Annotated in this window: 16 protein-coding genes and 2 tRNA genes; 11 read left to right on the top strand and 7 right to left on the bottom strand. The window is 39.2% G+C overall.

Features of this window, described 5'->3' with window-relative positions:
* The first annotated feature begins 32 nt into the window (after positions 1-32).
* From F4W09_RS01165 to F4W09_RS01145, 5 genes are all read left to right on the top strand, one after another.
* Positions 33-102 (top strand) — tRNA-Asn (locus F4W09_RS01165).
* 132 nt (positions 103-234) lie between these two features.
* Positions 235-540, top strand: coding sequence for a hypothetical protein (locus tag F4W09_RS01160; RefSeq protein ID WP_151503749.1), 306 nt, complete (start codon positions 235-237; stop codon positions 538-540).
* A gap of 99 nt (positions 541-639) precedes the next feature.
* A tRNA-Asn gene (locus tag F4W09_RS01155) sits at positions 640-715 on the top strand.
* A gap of 52 nt (positions 716-767) precedes the next feature.
* Complete coding sequence (locus tag F4W09_RS01150; protein ID WP_044737381.1) at positions 768-1,211, top strand: DUF2726 domain-containing protein; 444 nt, start codon at positions 768-770, stop codon at positions 1,209-1,211.
* Between the two features lie 224 nt (positions 1,212-1,435).
* The gene (locus F4W09_RS01145; RefSeq protein WP_151503748.1) at positions 1,436-2,065 is read left to right on the top strand and encodes a response regulator transcription factor; all 630 of its coding nucleotides are present in this window, start codon (positions 1,436-1,438) and stop codon (positions 2,063-2,065) included.
* Positions 2,066-2,099: 34 nt separating this feature from the next.
* Here F4W09_RS01145 and ppk1 read toward each other — a convergent pair whose 3' ends face one another.
* Together ppk1 and mtgA are read right to left on the bottom strand one after the other, a co-directional pair.
* Positions 2,100-4,181, bottom strand: coding sequence for a polyphosphate kinase 1 (gene ppk1, locus F4W09_RS01140; RefSeq protein WP_151503747.1), 2,082 nt, complete (start codon positions 4,179-4,181; stop codon positions 2,100-2,102).
* A 131-nt stretch (positions 4,182-4,312) separates the two neighbouring features.
* Complete coding sequence (gene mtgA, locus F4W09_RS01135) at positions 4,313-4,987, bottom strand: monofunctional biosynthetic peptidoglycan transglycosylase (protein ID WP_151503746.1); 675 nt, start codon at positions 4,985-4,987, stop codon at positions 4,313-4,315.
* Positions 4,988-5,065: 78 nt separating this feature from the next.
* On the opposite strand from mtgA, the gene F4W09_RS01130 reads away from it, so the two are divergent.
* Complete coding sequence (locus F4W09_RS01130; RefSeq protein ID WP_151503745.1) at positions 5,066-5,884, top strand: rhomboid family intramembrane serine protease; 819 nt, start codon at positions 5,066-5,068, stop codon at positions 5,882-5,884.
* Between the two features lie 17 nt (positions 5,885-5,901).
* On the opposite strand, the gene F4W09_RS01125 is transcribed toward F4W09_RS01130, so the two are convergent.
* Together F4W09_RS01125 and F4W09_RS01120 are read right to left on the bottom strand one after the other, a co-directional pair.
* The gene (locus tag F4W09_RS01125; RefSeq protein ID WP_151503744.1) at positions 5,902-8,379 is read right to left on the bottom strand and encodes an ABC transporter permease; all 2,478 of its coding nucleotides are present in this window, start codon (positions 8,377-8,379) and stop codon (positions 5,902-5,904) included.
* Positions 8,376-9,080 carry an ABC transporter ATP-binding protein gene (locus F4W09_RS01120; protein WP_151503743.1) on the bottom strand — a complete coding sequence of 235 codons (705 nt, stop codon included), beginning with the start codon at positions 9,078-9,080 and terminating at the stop codon, positions 8,376-8,378. Before F4W09_RS01120 ends, F4W09_RS01125 begins: the two co-directional genes overlap by 4 nt.
* A gap of 85 nt (positions 9,081-9,165) precedes the next feature.
* Between F4W09_RS01120 and F4W09_RS01115 the strand changes: the two genes are divergently transcribed.
* Positions 9,166-9,753 (top strand): arylesterase, encoded by a 588-nt coding sequence (locus tag F4W09_RS01115; protein ID WP_418655076.1) that lies wholly within the window; start codon positions 9,166-9,168, stop codon positions 9,751-9,753.
* Positions 9,754-9,794: 41 nt separating this feature from the next.
* Here the strand turns inward: F4W09_RS01115 and F4W09_RS01110 are convergent, their stop codons facing one another.
* Entirely contained in the window at positions 9,795-10,409 is a 615-nt protein-coding gene (locus F4W09_RS01110; RefSeq protein ID WP_151503741.1) for a carbonic anhydrase, read from the bottom strand.
* A gap of 376 nt (positions 10,410-10,785) precedes the next feature.
* Between F4W09_RS01110 and F4W09_RS01105 the strand changes: the two genes are divergently transcribed.
* Positions 10,786-11,754: an alpha/beta fold hydrolase gene (locus tag F4W09_RS01105; RefSeq protein ID WP_244948534.1), complete on the top strand. Its 969-nt coding sequence runs from the start codon at positions 10,786-10,788 to the stop codon at positions 11,752-11,754.
* A gap of 12 nt (positions 11,755-11,766) precedes the next feature.
* Positions 11,767-12,777, top strand: a complete 1,011-nt coding sequence (locus F4W09_RS01100) for a hypothetical protein (protein ID WP_151503739.1) — start codon at positions 11,767-11,769, stop codon at positions 12,775-12,777.
* A 28-nt stretch (positions 12,778-12,805) separates the two neighbouring features.
* On the opposite strand, the gene F4W09_RS01095 is transcribed toward F4W09_RS01100, so the two are convergent.
* Together F4W09_RS01095 and nfuA are read right to left on the bottom strand one after the other, a co-directional pair.
* Positions 12,806-15,034, bottom strand: a complete 2,229-nt coding sequence (locus F4W09_RS01095; protein WP_151503738.1) for a TonB-dependent siderophore receptor — start codon at positions 15,032-15,034, stop codon at positions 12,806-12,808.
* Between the two features lie 205 nt (positions 15,035-15,239).
* The gene (gene nfuA, locus F4W09_RS01090; protein ID WP_131322138.1) at positions 15,240-15,878 is read right to left on the bottom strand and encodes a Fe-S biogenesis protein NfuA; all 639 of its coding nucleotides are present in this window, start codon (positions 15,876-15,878) and stop codon (positions 15,240-15,242) included.
* Between the two features lie 159 nt (positions 15,879-16,037).
* On the opposite strand from nfuA, the gene F4W09_RS01085 reads away from it, so the two are divergent.
* Together F4W09_RS01085 and F4W09_RS17075 are read left to right on the top strand one after the other, a co-directional pair.
* Positions 16,038-16,655: a rhomboid family intramembrane serine protease gene (locus tag F4W09_RS01085; protein WP_016166912.1), complete on the top strand. Its 618-nt coding sequence runs from the start codon at positions 16,038-16,040 to the stop codon at positions 16,653-16,655.
* Between the two features lie 161 nt (positions 16,656-16,816).
* A complete protein-coding gene (locus tag F4W09_RS17075; protein ID WP_016166913.1) occupies positions 16,817-16,990 on the top strand; it encodes a hypothetical protein in 174 nt (57 codons plus the stop codon).
* The last annotated feature ends 28 nt before the right edge of the window (positions 16,991-17,018 follow it).

Raw genomic sequence — 17,018 nt, 5'->3', positions numbered from 1 at the left:
TTTCCTCCCTAAAATGCGCATCAGATTCTCCAATAGCTCAGTCGGTAGAGCGACGGACTGTTAATCCGCAGGTCCCTGGTTCGAGCCCAGGTGGAAGAGCCAAGATTCTAAAAAACCCACACATTATGTAGTGGGTTTTTTATTGCCTATATTTTAGAATCAATCTAATAGCAATTTGTATTTCGATTGCATTTTTAATATCTTCACCACATAACAACAGTACAGAGAATAAGAATGAATCTGCCTTGGCTAAAATCCCTGATTTTTTGGATTATTATCATTGTGGTTATTTTTGCGGCCTTTCAATGCACGCAAAAGTCTGAAAATAATAAGTCCGCTTCTGCCCTCATGTATGAACGCTTATATCAATGTAGCCGTGATTTAGCTGGGAAAAACCCTAGCGTCTTAACCGCTATTCAAAAACAAATTCATACCAATATGACTCAACAAGAACTCATGCAATTAATCAATTCATGTCGCCAAGCCAATCCGCTCAAAACGCAAGCCACTTATATTGAAGCAATACTGCATATTAAATAATCTTTTTGTCTATTTTTAATTCATTTAACTGAAAATATTGGAATTTTTTTACTTTTTACTTGACCTCTTAGACTTAGCCCCCTAAAATGCGTTCCAGATTCTCCAATAGCTCAGTCGGTAGAGCGACGGACTGTTAATCCGCAGGTCCCTGGTTCGAGCCCAGGTTGGAGAGCCAAGATTTTAAAGACCCACTCACTTTGTAGTGGGTTTTTTATTGAGTTCAATTTGTGTTTACATCCATTCAAACGCTGTTTTTTATTATTGGCTGTCTGGCAAGTTCTGTTTTGCTTTTGATGCTATTGCAACATTTATTTTGGAAACGTCAGCAATTTTATAAAAAGCCCCTCATTACAGCCTTTGAACAGAAAATGTTTATTCGTCTGAATGAAGCACTGCCTGAACATCATATTTTGGCACAAGTTGCCTTTAGCGCCCTCATTACAAGCAACCATTTCAAAATACGTCAACAATTCAATCGAAAGGTCACAGATTTTGTGGTGTTGAATCGTGAGATGAGAGTCATTGCAATTGTTGAATTGGATGACCCAAGTCATATTGGTAAAGAAGATGAAGACCAGCAACGCGACGCCATGCTTACCGAAGCGGGTTACACGGTATTTCGTTATACTTCTATACCTAGTGCACGTGAACTACGTAAAGATTTACTTTAATTGTCTTAAATAATAATATTGATGAACATTTACCCTAAAAAGAATCTCAACAAATTACCTAAAATTCACAACAAAATTAAAACCATTTTCAATTAATTTTTATTCAACAAATACTTACACTAGCAGCAGAGATTAAAAATCCCAATTTACAGGTATAGAACATTTTTGGCATTTAGAACACAGTCAAAAGATAATTGGATGCTCAAGTTTAGGACAATATAATAGTGAATGAGCTTTTACTCCCAGCACCAGTATTAATTCTCTCAGAAGAAATAAATTTAGACCTTCGCCTTAAAATATTATTGATGGAGTTAGGCTACCCTGCGCACTTAATTCACTCTACACCCTATCTAGATGATGCCCTTGAAATCTATCGTTTGCATTTACCCAATATTGCGCTGATCGATCTGAATTTTACTCAAGTGCCTTTACACGATTTAATACGTTCACTAAAAGCGTACCATCCTTATGTCATTATTATTTTGATGGCACCACAGGGACAAACCGAGCAAATTTTCCGTGGCATTCAGTCGGGTGCACATGGTTACTTTTTTATAGAACAGACTGACCGAGAAATTTTACAGCAGATCAGAACAATTTTAAGAGGCGGTGCCACCTTACACAGTGAATTGGCACAGCATATTCTTAATGCGCAAACTCAAAACCAAGCTCGGCAATTCATTAACCAATTTAAAGAAACACCAAATCAATTATTCAGTGATATAGAGTTAGAAATTCTATCTTTACTTGCTAAGCAGCTCAATACTCGAGAAATCGCACATCAACTCGGAATTCCGCTTTACAGCGTAGAAGGACGGATCAAATCGATTTACCGACATTTAACCCATAAATAAGAAAGAGCCTACTTGAGGCTCTTTCTTTTGACTGCTATTTAATAATTTCTAACAAAGTACGTTGGGCATTATGTGGTTCTTCCCCTTCGGCGACTTGAGCACGTACCCATGAACCATCCCCTTTTAATAACCATGCTTGCTGATTATCTTTTAGATAGTTGAGTAAACCTTGTTGATAAATCCGCTTTTTCAATGCTGGATCTTCAATTGGGAAACATGCCTCAACACGGTTAAACAAGTTACGATCCATCCAATCCGCACTCGAACAATACACATGCGGATTACCATTATTACTAAAATAGTAAACACGTGTATGTTCCAAGAAGCGTCCTACAATAGACCGCACACGAATATTTTCAGACAAGCCTGGTAACCCTGGACGCAAGCAACAAATTGAACGAATAATCAGGTCTATTTGAACACCAGCCTGTGAAGCCTCATACAATTTATTAATCAATTGCACTTCCGTTAGCGCATTCACTTTCACAATAATCTGTGCAGGTTTTCCTGCTTTGGCATTGGCAATTTCATCGTCAATAAAATTGATTAATTGCGCATGTAGCGTAAATGGTGCATGCAAAAGTTTTTTCAACTTTGCCATTTTGCCCATACCTGTCAACTCTTGGAAAATGCGATGTACATCTTCACACAGTTCTTTGTCTGTTGTGAGTAAACCATAGTCGGTATAAATACGGGCATTACCCGCATGGTAATTTCCTGTACCTAAATGGACATAGCGTACCAATTTATTATTTTCACGGCGGACGACTAAAATCATTTTGGCATGTGTCTTATACCCGACAATACCATACACCACCACAGCACCTGCTTCTTGTAAAACATTGGCCACTGCAATATTCGACTCTTCATCAAAACGAGCACGTAACTCAATCACCGCGGTGACTTCTTTACCATTCCGCGCTGCCTCTGCCAAGACTTGTACAATCTCAGAATCGGCTCCACTTCGGTACAACGTTTGCTTAATCGCTAGAACTTGTGGATCTCGTGCAGCTTCACGCAAAAAGTTAATGACTGGAGCAAAGGATTCAAACGGATGGTGCAATAAAATGTCTTGCTTTTGCATCGCTGAAAAAATGTTTTCAGCTTTTTTCAATACTTTTGGAATCACAGGTGTATGTGAATCATAGCGTAAATGAGGACGTTTAAAATTTGACAATAATCGTGCCAAATTTACTGGACCATCCACTTTGTACAACTGCTCTTCATCTAAATCGAATTCATCAAGCAAGTAGTCATAAATATGTTTAGGACAGTTTTCAGTCACTTCCAAGCGTACCGCACGACCAAAACGACGTGAATTTAGCTCACCTTTTAATGCTTTCGCTAAATCCTCTACATCTTCATTTAAAGCCAAGTCCGCATTCCGCGTTACACGGAACTGATAACAACCCGTTGCAGTCATTCCTGGGAATAGGTCGGAAACATGCTCATGAATAATTGCAGATAGCATGACATGGTGTTCTTTGCCACCCGTCAACTCATCTGGTAAACGTACAACACGTGGCAATGAACGTGGTGCGGGTACAACAGCTAAATCAATTTGACGACCAAAGGCATCTTTACCTTCCAAAGTCACAATGAAATTCAAACTCTTGTTAACTAAACGTGGGAAAGGATGTGCTGGATCTAAACTAATCGGGGTTAATACAGGGGCAACCTGTTCTTGGAAATACTTTTTCACCCAAGAAGATTGGGCTGGGGTTAGCTCACCACGACGCAAGAAACATATGTCTTCTTCACGTAACTTGGCTAAGATTTCTTCATTTAAAATACGGTATTGGCGTTCAATTGCAGCATGTGTTGTTTGCGAAATTTGCTCCAAAACCTGTTTTGGGGTTAGGCCATCAGGGGTATGACTTTCATTCCCCAAATCCAACTGTTCCAACATACCCGCAACACGAATTTCAAAGAACTCATCTAAATTTCTTGAAAAGATCAGCAAGAAATTCATGCGTTCTAGCAATGGATGCAACGGATCGACAGCTTGCTCAAGAACACGTAAATGGAAATCTAAAATAGAAAGTTCACGATTAATAAATCGATCATTATAAGTATATTCAACTGGCTCTAATGGAGTCTGTGCCGCCGTATTCATAATCAACCCATGATTTTAAGACGTTATTTGTATAGTCATAAGTATGCTTCAATTTTGTGACATTTTCATAAAAAAAGCCCAAAATATTTTGGGCTTATATTGCACTATACTGATCGCTGAATTCGGTCACCTTAAGGTATTTCGCTATAACGCATATATTTGCGAATCATTTTTTTACGAATTTGGACTTTTCGATCATTCTGATGATTTTGATAATATTTAGGGTTTGGTAAAATTGCAGCTAAAAATGCTGCCTGATCACGCGTTAAACTTCGCGCACTTTTGCCAAAATAATGCTGTGTTGCTGCTTCTACGCCGTAAATATTTTCACCAAATTCTACCGAGTTTAAATAGACTTCAAGAATTCGCTGTTTCGACCACATACGCTCCATCATCCAAGTGGCGACAGCCTCTTGCCCTTTACGAATAAAAGAACGCTTATTGTATAAAAATAAGTTTTTCGCCAACTGCTGAGAAATAGTCGATCCGCCCGCAACCACTTTGCCTTTGTCTTGGTTACGTTCTAAAGCGTATTGCATGCCTTCCCAGTCAAAACCATGATGGTGCATGAATTTTCCATCTTCAGATGTGACCACAGCACGTTTTACATAATCGCTAATCTCATCATAATCCCGCCATGAGTGCTGAATTGGTTTTGATGGTTCAGACCAGTAATCTAGACGCATGAACATAGTTGTTTCGACTGGATGTGTACGCCACCACAGCAAACTGCTAAATATCCATAGCTGTACAAGTAGAATAAAACTGACAATGACTAACAAAGTTCGAACAAAAAAAGCTTTCATGTCAGTAAGTTGCTCCAAATATTTTCATTCTTTCGTGCTAAGCTTGGTCAAAATATAGATTCAAAGTCAAACAATAGCATGTCTCATTCAACACCACCTTGGCTTCCAAGCAAACTGAATATGCAAGATTGGTGGCTCACAACCCTTTTCATTGCGGTCAATGTCGGGTTATTTCTCTGGCAAATTTTCTCTGGAGTCAATGTCAGTGATCCAAGCCTACCAGATGCCATACGCTGGGGAGCTGATTATGCACCTTTAACCTTTTTAGAGGAACCCATCCGCCTATTCACGAGCATGTTTTTTCATTTTGGACTTATTCATTTAATGTTAAACATGTGGGCGTTGTATATTTTTGGCAGTGTCGCAGAACAACTCTTTGGTCGTTTTTATTATTTCATGCTCTATCTTGCAGCAGGATTAATGGGCAGTCTCTTTAGTGGTTATTTGGCAATACATGACACGGTAAGTATGTTGAATCAGCAAGTAATTGATCCCTCTTTACTGCCACATGTCAGTGCGGGTGCTTCAGGTGCTGTGATGGGCTTAGGTGGTGCTTTAACCTTACTTTCTCTCTTTCCTGTTCTACCACAACAACGCTTTATTCTAGATAAAAAGACCTTAATTATGGTCATGGGCATTAACTTGGTGATTGGACTCACGATCTCTGGAATTAATAATGCTGCGCATGTTGGCGGAATGCTGATGGGCGCAGTCCTTGCAGGTATTTGGTATCTGTGCCAAAAGTGGCAAAAACCTGCCCTAAGCTTCATTTTGGGTACAACTGTAGCCGTCGTGAGCTGCTGGTTCCTATACCAGTATTGCCTGCAACAAGTTCAACTGATTCAACCAATTTGGGCTGAATTATTACAGGCTATGCGTCAACGCTACCATTTTTAAAGACAGAAAGATGAATCTTAAGATTGATTCATCTCTCTTAAACTTTGTAATGGTGGGATATCACAGAGATAACTCAAACGATAACGCCCAATCAGTGAGCACAACACCATCATACTCACAGGTAGAATCAACCAGATTTCCCAATGGGCTTGGATGCTTAGGTTCATTCGATAACTGGCAATTGCACTGATCAATTCGGCAAAGAAACAAGCCACAATACCTGCCAGTAACCCCATAAATCCAATTTCCAGTGTCAGCATATTTTTGAGCATACGTTTGGAGCTACCAAATGAACGAAGTAAAGCGACTTCCCTTTTCCGCTCATCCATCAATAAATTAAGACAGGCAATTAAGACCAAAATGCCTGCAAGGCTGACCAGTGTAGCCAGAATGGTCACAACCTGAATCAACACATTCATCAAGCGCTTAATTTCATCCAGTATTAAGCCCACATCAATAAAGACCGTATTACTAAATTGCTGAATTAATTGAATCAGTTGTGGTCTGTCTTGCTCTGGAACATAGAAACTGCCCAAATAACTACCTGCATTTTCATCCAAAGTTTGTGGAGAAAAAATAAAGAAAAAGTTCGGGCTAAAACTTTCCCATTCAACTTCTCTTAAATTGACTACTTTGGCGTGTAGCATGCCTTCAGGCAAACTAAAGCTTAACCGATCACCCACCTGTATACCCAATTCTGTCGCAGTTTTTGCTTCTACAGAAACCTCTCCGACATGCGTGAAATTTGCTTGTCCTTGTACAATTTTATTATCCGTTGGTAGGCTACTACTTTGAGTTAGATTCAATTCACGACGCAATGAGTTATTTTTCTTAACCAATTGTTCCGAAAAAGGTTGTTCATTTTTTGCGACTAATCGACCACGAATATTGGGATATAAAGGTGTGCTGTTCCAGCCATGTGCCTGTAATTGCTGCTTGAATTGGGGTACATCAAATGGTGGCAAACCGTAAACAAATTGATTTGGCGTACCTTGTGGCAACTGCTGTTGCCAACGCTCTAACAAATCAGTACGCAGGACAGCCAAAACAGTGATTAAACTCAGACCTAACGCCAACGCCGTAATCTGAAACGCAGTCTGATAAGGTACTTTAACATAAGCCGAAACTGCCATTTTTAAGCGTTTTAAAGCTTTCAAAACCAACCAGACCAAAACATACAAAAGTACACTCAGGGCAATGATGCCACCAATCACCAAACTGGTCAGTGGCAAATTTTCGGTAAGAATGATACTAAAAATAAATAGACTCAGTGTACCCGACACTAAAGTCCACAAGAAAACACGCATAGATTGCGTTTGTTGACGAATCACACGGATTGGCGGGGTGTACATCAACTGCCACAAATTCGGCAAAATAAAACCTGTTAATACCACTGCACTAGTCAATATGGCAATCGGCAAAGGGCCTTTCAGCATTGCCCATGCAGAAAATTGTAGCTGCAAGTTCGGAATCAGTTGTAGCATGAGCTGTAATAAGCCATAACCCAATACAACACCAAGCAACACACCAATCAAAATCGCGATGCTCAACATAAATAACAAAAGATAAGCATAGACTTTTAAGATTTGGGATTTAGAAGCCCCCATACAACGCAATAACGCAATATAGTCTTGATTTTGTTGTACATAGCGTTGACTGGTCAATGCAATCGCGATACCACACAGCAAAATAGTCAGAATATTCGCCAACTGTAAAAAGGTATCTAAATTCTCTATTGGGCGCATCAGACGAGTATTGCCTTCGGTGGCATTCCGCAGTTTCAACCCATTGGCATCTTCTGTATTAATTCCCGTGACATTCTTTGTCGTTTTCTGTTGTTGTTTGAATTGTGTTTGAAACTGTTGAATATTATTCGTATCGCCCGCCATCAATAGACGGTAATCAATTCGACTGCCGACTTGAATAGCATTTGTTCGTGCAATATCTTGTTGTGCAATCATCACTGTCGGTGAAAAACCTGAAAAGCCAAGCTCCTGATTGGAGTCATGTTGAATCTTTGCGGTGACTTTAAACGTACCATCTGCAATTTGAATTTGGTCTCCCAACTTTACCCGCAATAAGTCCATCACCCGTGGACTTAACCAAACTTCACCACTTTGAATAGGGCGATGTAGCTCCGGTTGTAACTGAAGTTTCCCTCGGAGCGGGAAATGTGCATCAACCGCTTTCACATTCACCATGACAAATTGCGACTCTGTATGCGCCATGGAGTTAAACACGGTAACCTGTGACTGTTTTAAGTGTTGGGCTGTCGCCTGATCTTTCCAACGTTGTTCAATTTCCGACTGATCTGACAACACTAAATCTGCCGCCATCAGCTCTGCGGCTTGTAAAGTCACCGCATTCTGGATTTGCTCATTACTAAATTTCAGTGCAGTCGTTACACTAATCGCCAGTACCAAAGCAATAATCAGCAGATACATTCCACTACTTTTCAGACTTTGCTGCAATAAAGGTCGAAATAGAGCACTCATACGTGATCACCACCCTGCACGTGTTCATGCAACTGACCTTCAAATAAATGGAGATGACGTTGGCATTGTCTTGCCAATTTCAAATCATGCGTAACCAGTACCAAGGTGGTGCCTAGTTCCTGATTTAAAGCAAATAATAACTGCTCAATCTCTTTGGCTGTTTGGCTATCTAAATTACCCGTAGGTTCATCTGCAAAAATAATTTTAGGCTGACTAATTAAAGCACGTGCAATCGCCACACGCTGTTGTTCTCCACCAGAAAGTACTTTTGGCGTTTGCTCTGCCTGTCGCTCTAACCCGACCTTTTTAAGTAGCTCTAAAGCACGGTGTTCTGCCTCTGCATATTGAAAATTAGCGTGCAAACGCAAAGGTAACATGACATTTTCTAATGCGGTTAAGTGCGGCAAAAGTTGAAAAGACTGAAAAACAAAACCAATATATTTCAAACGGACAAGCGCTCGTTGTTCTTCATTAAGCGCCGCAATATTTTCTCCACAAACAGTTAATTCACCAGCACTGGCTTGATCTAACGTGGCCAAAATTCCCAATAGAGTCGACTTACCAGAACCCGAACGTCCTGTAATAGCAATTTGTTCACCTTCCATAATGTCGAGATTTAGATTTTCAAAAATTGAGAGACTTTTATCTGCAAGATGTATTTTTTGTGTCAAATTCTGGGCAGAAATTACGGCTTGTGGCATGATGAATCTCTCTTCTATTGTGCTCAGGTTTTCGTCAGTTACTATGCGTCAATATCGTTTTAAAGTATTCGTTTATTCTTGGGTGATGGGACTCATGCTCTGCCTAAGTCCAGTAATGGCTTCAGCTAAAACTATTCTGATTCTCGGTGATAGTATTAGCGCAGGTTATGGTTTGCAGCCACAGCAAGGATGGGTCACACTGTTACAAAAACGATTAGACCAACAGTATCCGAAACAGCATCAAGTGGTCAATGCGAGTGTGAGCGGTGAAACTACCAGTGGTGCTTTAGCACGTTTACCCAAATTACTTGCTACTTATAAGCCAAATATTGTGGTCATCGAACTGGGCGGAAATGATGGTTTACGTGGTCAACCACCACAAATGATTCAACAAAATCTAGCACGATTAGTTGAGCAAAGCCAAAAGGCAAAAGCCAAAGTCATTTTATTTGGAATGAAAATGCCGCCAAATTATGGCACAGCCTATAGCAAGGCTTTTCAACAAAACTACACTGTAGTCAGTCAACGCTATCAAGTGAAATTACTGCCCTTCTTTTTAGAAGGCATCGCGGGTCATCAGAATTTAATGCAAAAAGATTTAATTCATCCTAATGCTCAAGCACAACCCCAATTACTGAATTTAGCTTATCCATATATTAAAGGCGCTTTATAAAGCGCCTTTAATCACGTCTATATTTTTATAGATCAAATGCCTTAGAAATCAAAAAAAATCACTTCACCTGTTTCAAGTGAATATTCCGCACCGACCACAATCATCTTGCCTTTCGCAATTAATTGTTCTAATACAGCTGAACCATGGCGTAATTGATTTACCGAAGCAAACACATTTGAACGGACAGCGTGGTTCGAAAGTTTTTTCAAATCGTGTTTCAACTCAGTTTGCATCAAAGTTTCGACAGAAGGACGCACACGGTTCACAATCGACATCAAATTATTTGATGGTGGACACTCTGGGTTCATTAAAGTGTCAATGGTCGCTTGAATGGCACCACAATGGCTATGGCCAAGAACAACAACTACTGCACAGTCATAACGTTCAGCAGCAAATTCCACACTACCCACTTGCGAAGGAGCAACCACGTTACCCGCGACACGAATAACAAATAAATCACCTAAGCCTTGGTCAAAAACCATCTCGGCAGGAACACGCGAGTCTGAACAACCAAGTATAATTGCAAAAGGATTTTGATCTTCTGCCATTTCAGCACGTTCTTGGTGCGTCAATTGTTTAGGGAGGGTTGTTTCCCCAGAAACAAAACGTTGGTTTCCTTTTTTAAGACGGTCTAATGCTTCTTGAGCCGTTAGCATTCTTTTTTCCACCATGATTTGAAGTTTCAATATTCTAATACCAGCAAAAAGGAATGTCACTTGCAAAAAAGAATACGGCTAAGCCTTTTTAGATTGGCAAAAAAGTTCAAGTGCTTTTTGTTATTATCTTGAAGTAAATCACATTATTTTATTTTTATATCAATCATTTCAATAAACTTGTTCGTGACATTTTAGTGATTGTATTTACAATAGATCTTTATAAAGTCAAAGATTATTCTTTATACCAATTCCAGTTTTTTGCAGTTTCAAGAATAGATTTTCTACAACAGAATTTTAGCGATAAGGATTTAAGTCAATGACACAAACTCGTAAATATTTTTCTCATTTTGTTACTGCAATGGGAATCCTAATTACGATGTCATTGCCCAATGTTGCTTCAGCTAAAAATCCACAACTTTCTCCCGAGCAAATTACGCTACAAAATTATTTACAACAAGAACGTGAAGATTGCGGATTAAAAACCAAAACCCTCAAAGTCGGAGATATTTTTTGGAGCTATAACGAAGGAGGATCGAGTCAAAAACCTACTGTTTTACTGATTCATGGGTTTGGAGGAAATCGTGACAATTGGAATCGCGTTGCTTCTTATCTCACTCCCAACTATCACGTCATTGTGCCCGACCTACCCATTTATGGGGACACCAAAGTTCCATCCAATTTTGATATTGCTGTTCCGAACGTCACCTCCAGCCTTCGACAATTTGCTGAAGCTATAGATATCGAGAATAAATTGAATATCGCAGGTCACTCTTTAGGTGGTTCAATTGCAACTCTCTATGCTGCGCAATATCCTTTTGATACACAAAGTTTATTTCTATTAAATAGTGCAGGCATCTACAAAAAAGCCAACACCCCCTACACGAGAGACCCACATTTTTTAAAGCATATTATTGTGTCAAAACCTGGTGATTATGATGAGGTTCGTCATGAGATCATGCAGAATCCCCCCAAACTTTCTCCAGAGCTCAAACATGCTAAAGAACAACTCTTGATTGCACAATCAGGTATAAATAATCTAGTCATTGAGCAAATTTCGACGTTAAATCGCATCTATACCCCTGAAACATTTGCTCGAATTACCCGCAATGTAGAAGCACCAACTTTAATTTTGTGGGGCAAACAGGATAAAATCTTTAATGTTGAAGTTGCAGATGAATTAAAATCTCTGTTGAAACGTGCCGAAGCACCTGTCATCCTGAACAATGTGGGTCATATGCCTTTATTGGAAGCAGATAAACAAGTTGCGAATTATTACCTCCCATTTCTCGCAAAGACCCAAAATCTGAAAAATCCATTGGCGGATCAACTGATTCCTTTACATTAAATTTGAGCTTTTATGCAAAAACACCCGATGATTGAGCAACTGATCGAAGCTCATCTACAATTTTTAAATCATGAATTTACTCAGTCAGAAACCATTAAAAATGAATTTGTTGAGTTTTATTATTGGTTCAGAAAGCAAAAATTAAAACAAATTTGGACAGTCGAACAAATTCATCAATTAATTGACCAGCAAATCTTAAAGACGCCTGCCAGTGATTTTTTAATTGAACAAGTTGCAGAACATATTCGCTTTGCCTTGGTTCATCCCGCAAATGACCAGACCAAAATCGCAGATGCCATTCCTGTGCTTACTGTCGATAAAATTGCTCAATATGTCGCCAGTAAAAGTGGGCATAGACAACGCTTAATTCATACCGTTGTGAATAACCCTGCTTTCGCTGCCATGATCACGCAACTGATTCAACACGCGATTCATGACTATTTAGATAATTCCGTTATGGTCAAGCATGTGCCGGGCGTTTCTCGTTTTATGAAAATGGGGAAATCTGTTTTAGAAAGTGTGACTGATTCAAACTTAGATCAAGCCATTCAGCATTATTTACAAAAAAATATTCAGAAACTCAGTCAAATGAGTGAACAAGTGTTAAATCAGCATTTTAATGACGATAAGCTTTATCATTTTCAAGCCAATTTATGGCATAAAATTAAAGACCTTCCGCTCAATGTGTTAAAAAATTATATCGAAATTGATGACTTACAACACACTGTTGGTTTAGGTCATGAAATTTGGGATCACTTACGTCAAAGTGAATACATGGCACAACAAGTGAAAGATGGCATCTCTGCATGGTATGCACGGAATCAAGACCGAAGCTTTGATTTATTGTTCCGTGACTTAAATATTGATGAAGCATTAATCCAAAATCAGTTACAACATCTGTTAGAACCGATTATTCAGAATATGCTGCAATCAGATTACCTCACTCAACGTGCACGTCATTATTTAGAGAAGTTCTATTATTCTGACAGTACCTTAGCAATCTTGAAAAAAGGCGCTGAATAGCGCCCTTTTGTTCTACATTTAAATCAGCTTAAAACTCATATTTCAGACTTGCATAATAAGCACGACCTGGTTCGTTATAAGTTTGGTTCACAGAGTTATCACGTAATAATTTTTCATCAAACAAATTGCTAACACCAAGACGACCACTGATTTGATCCGTAAATTTATAGCCTGCATTAATGCCTGCTATACCATAACTTTTCACGGCAGTAACATTCATAGCGCCATTTTCAGTATTCGATTCTGCATATTGACGTGGCTTTTGGCGACCATACTGGGTATATACAAAGTTCACATCCATGGCATCGGTCACGTTATAGTTAAAGATGGAGTTAATCGTATAATTCGGTACAATCGACAGCGGATTACCTGTTTTTTTATTCTCCGAATCCATCATATACGTTACATTATTGGTCCAACTTGCATTATCAAAGCTTAAGGTTACACTTCCTTCGAGCCCTTGAATCAATGCTTCAGGCACATTTTCCCACTGTAAAATGTTATGACCCGCTGTTGAAGTGGCTAAAACAGTTTCTCCTGCTGTAATTTTATTTTCATAATCGTTTCTAAACCACGTTAAGCTGGCATTGACCATATCTTTTTCGAATTGAACACCCAGTTCTTTATTAATCGAGGTTTCAGGTTTTAGATCCGCATTACCGATTAAATAGCATTGGGAAATTTGTGTGGCTTTAATTGGGCAACCATTACCACGGGTATATAACAAATAACCTTCTGAAGTTTGATACATATTTGGCGCTTTATACGCCTTTGCAATGCCACCTTTCAGGGTAAAGTAATCGCCCAATTTTTGGGTAATGTTTAAGCTCGGACTCCAATTCGAACCTGATTTATCATGATCATCAAAACGAACACCAAGGACTAAATCAGTACTATCTGTCACCTTAAAGTTATCTTCAATATAGGCAGAAGCGATTCGTGATTGCATGCTTTCACGGTCAGCAGATAAGTTGATGAGTCCAGAAGCATCAGTTTGTACTGTGCTCGATGGATCCTTGAAGTCATCTTCTACCCATTCAGCACCCACAGTTAAAACTTGAGGAACAACAATCTCTAAAGGAATATTCGTTTCCGCATTAAAACGCAACGTCTCTAATGTAGAAGTCTTTTTATTAAATGAATTTGGACTCCCTTCTGGCCCACCAGCAAGAGATTCTGGAATACGTTTATTCTTGGTTTTATCGTATTGTGCGATGAGTTTAGTATCGCCCCAGTCCCATTTTCCTTCATGCGTTAAAGCATAACTGTCCCGATACATGGTATTGGTTTCTTGGCCTAATAAGCCTCGGACATAATCTGCATTGCTAAAGCTTCCACCTGTACCAGCAGCATCAAAGTTACTGTTTTGAATATCACCTGTATATTCATTGCCTTGTCGACCTGTTGCAATATCCAACAAAAGGGTTTGCTGATCATTCACTTGCCAAGCCAGTCGTCCTGCAATATCTTGATTTTCTACACCTTCACGACCTGCCGCACGCGTTCCCGACGCAGTGAGCGGATTAATATCTGGTGCATCTGCATCGGTCTGGTTGTAATTACCATACAAACGATAAGACAAAACATCTTTAACAATCGGACCACTTAAATTAAAGCCAACACGATTGGTTGCTCCCTCTTTGGAATCTTCTGGCTGATTGGTATAAAGCTCAACCGAACCATGTACTTCATTGGTTACTTTCTTGGTTTTAATATTGACCACACCACCCATGGCACCTGAACCATAACGCGCAGCAGCAGGACCACGTAACACTTCAATCGATTCAATTGCATCTGCTGGTACCCAGTTTGAATCTCCACGCGTATCACGTTCACCACGCCAACCATAACGAACTGAGTTTCTAGAGTTAACGGGCTTACCATCAATCAAAATTAAGGTATTTTCCGGCCCCATACCACGAATATCAATTTGACGGTTATTGCCACGTTGCCCTGTTGCACTGTTACCTGTCAAATTCACACCAGGCATACGACGAACATATTCAGAAATGTCATTCACTACAGGAAGCTTATCTAAATCTTCTTCAGTAATGATAGATGCCCCTAGGGATTGCTTTACTTGCTCTTCGGCAGTCAGAACAATTTTTTCAAGTTTGGTTGGATCTGTTTGTTGTGTCGTAATTTGCGCAGTTGAAGAAGTTTGCTGTTCTGTCTGTAAATCTTCAGCATTACTCATCACACTTATGACCGACAAAATTGAAAGTGCTAATGCTGATTGGACAATACGTCTGTTCATACAAATATCCCAAAGGTGTGGAAGATAGAAAAAAACGTGAAATTTCGGTTTCAGAGTGTAACAAACATAAATATAAATGCAATTATTATTAATAATTATTCTCATTACTATTAAATAGTTATTTAAAATCAGGGTCATTTTGTATAAAACAGACATAAAAAAACCTCCATACTATGGAGGTTTTTAATTTATTACGTTCAAGTAATTACTTGAAATATGCACCTTCTGCTTGGGTATGATCCGTCTGGTCAATCACACGCTGTAACTCTGGAACGTGTTGTTTCAAAGTCGTTTCTACCCCTTGTTTCAAGGTCACATCAATCGCTGAACAACCTTGGCAACCACCACCAAATTTAAGTACAGCAGTTAGACCATGCTCTTCATCTGCAACCACTTCAACCAAAGCACAGTTGCCACCGTGACCTGCTAAACCTGGATTGATTTCAGATTGTAAAACATAAGTAATACGCTCTTCGACAGAAGCATCAGGCCCAACACGTGGAACTTTTGAATTTGGCGCACGGAAAGTCAACTGACCACCAAAACGGTCTTTGTTGTAGTCAATGACTGCATCTAATAAATATGGAATAGATGGTGCGTCAACATAAGCAGGGAAATCTGGATAGTCTTGCTTATAATCTGTTGGCACAACTTCTTCAGGCGCACTATATGCCATACAACATTCAGCACGAGGTGTTCCAGGATGTTCCACAAAAACACGTACACCAATACCTGGAGTATTTTGTTTCGCCAATAAATCACGTAAATACTCTTGTGCAGTTGGTGTAATCAATAAGTTTGGAATTTCTTCTGCAACTGCAGTGCTGGTGTTCTCAGTCGACATAACAATATTTCCTCAAGCTGAAGTCGCTATTTTAACTGAAGATGCGGGTAAATTAAAAAAAATCAACTAAAATTGTCGGATTTATTCTAAAAGTCCTGTGCAATGAATCAATTAATGGCATTATTGAGATTGAGTCATTAAAAATTGAACCTTTTCTATATGCTAAATCTGCCTTTCAACCATACTGTTGCGCTGATTATCATTACTGTGGTGGTTTCCCTTCTGGCATTTTCCAATCAGAAATTGATGAGTCGCTTGATCTTTTGGCCACCTGCAATGCAAAAAGGACAATATGACCGTTTTATCACGCATGGTTTTGTTCATGCGGATGGCGCTCATTTGCTCTTCAACATGATTACCCTATTTTTCTTTGGGAGTATTATTGAAAGCTTTTATCGTCAGTATTTTTACGACCTTGGCTTTGCCCTATTTTATTTGGGTGGATTAATTTTTGCTATTTTACCAAGCTACTTAAAACACAAAAACGACTTCCAATGGGCCAGTCTTGGCGCTTCAGGTGCCGTGTCTGCGGTTCTGTTTGCTTATATCCTGTTTGAACCATGGAAGCTGATTTTTGTATTCTTTATTCCTGTACCTGCGATTATTTTTGCGGTGCTCTATATTGCCTATAGCATTTGGTCAGGAAAACGGGGCAACTCTCATATTAATCATAGTGCACATTTATGGGGTGCAGCTTATGGCGTCGTTGTGACCATTTTACTTGAACCCCGCTTAATTCCACATTTCTTCAATAAGCTAACCCAGCTACCATTTTAATATTTTAGATTAATCAAAAATGGGGGATACATTCACGTTCCCCCCATTTTTAAAAATAACTTTTATTTCATAACAGCTTTTACATAAAACAAATCGCAGCAATAAAATAATTTGACTAAAATTAAGTTTAAAACAATAGATAGAATATGGAGAATAAATATATGTATAAATTTCTCATGATTATCGCTACTTGTCTCAGCTTAAACATACTCACGGCTTGTGCTGTACATACACGCGAAGGCAGTATTGTTGTTGACCCGAATGGCAACTTAGGACACTACGAACATGGTGGTGATTTCTGCCCACCAGGTCAAGCCAAGAAAGGGCGTTGCTAAGTCACAGCTTAAATTGAATTTTTCTTTG

It is taken from the genome of Acinetobacter tandoii, from assembly GCF_008867985.1.
In the GTDB taxonomy this organism is placed as follows: Bacteria; Pseudomonadota; Gammaproteobacteria; order Pseudomonadales; family Moraxellaceae; genus Acinetobacter; species Acinetobacter tandoii.
This window is presented reverse-complemented; position numbering and strand designations above follow the sequence as displayed.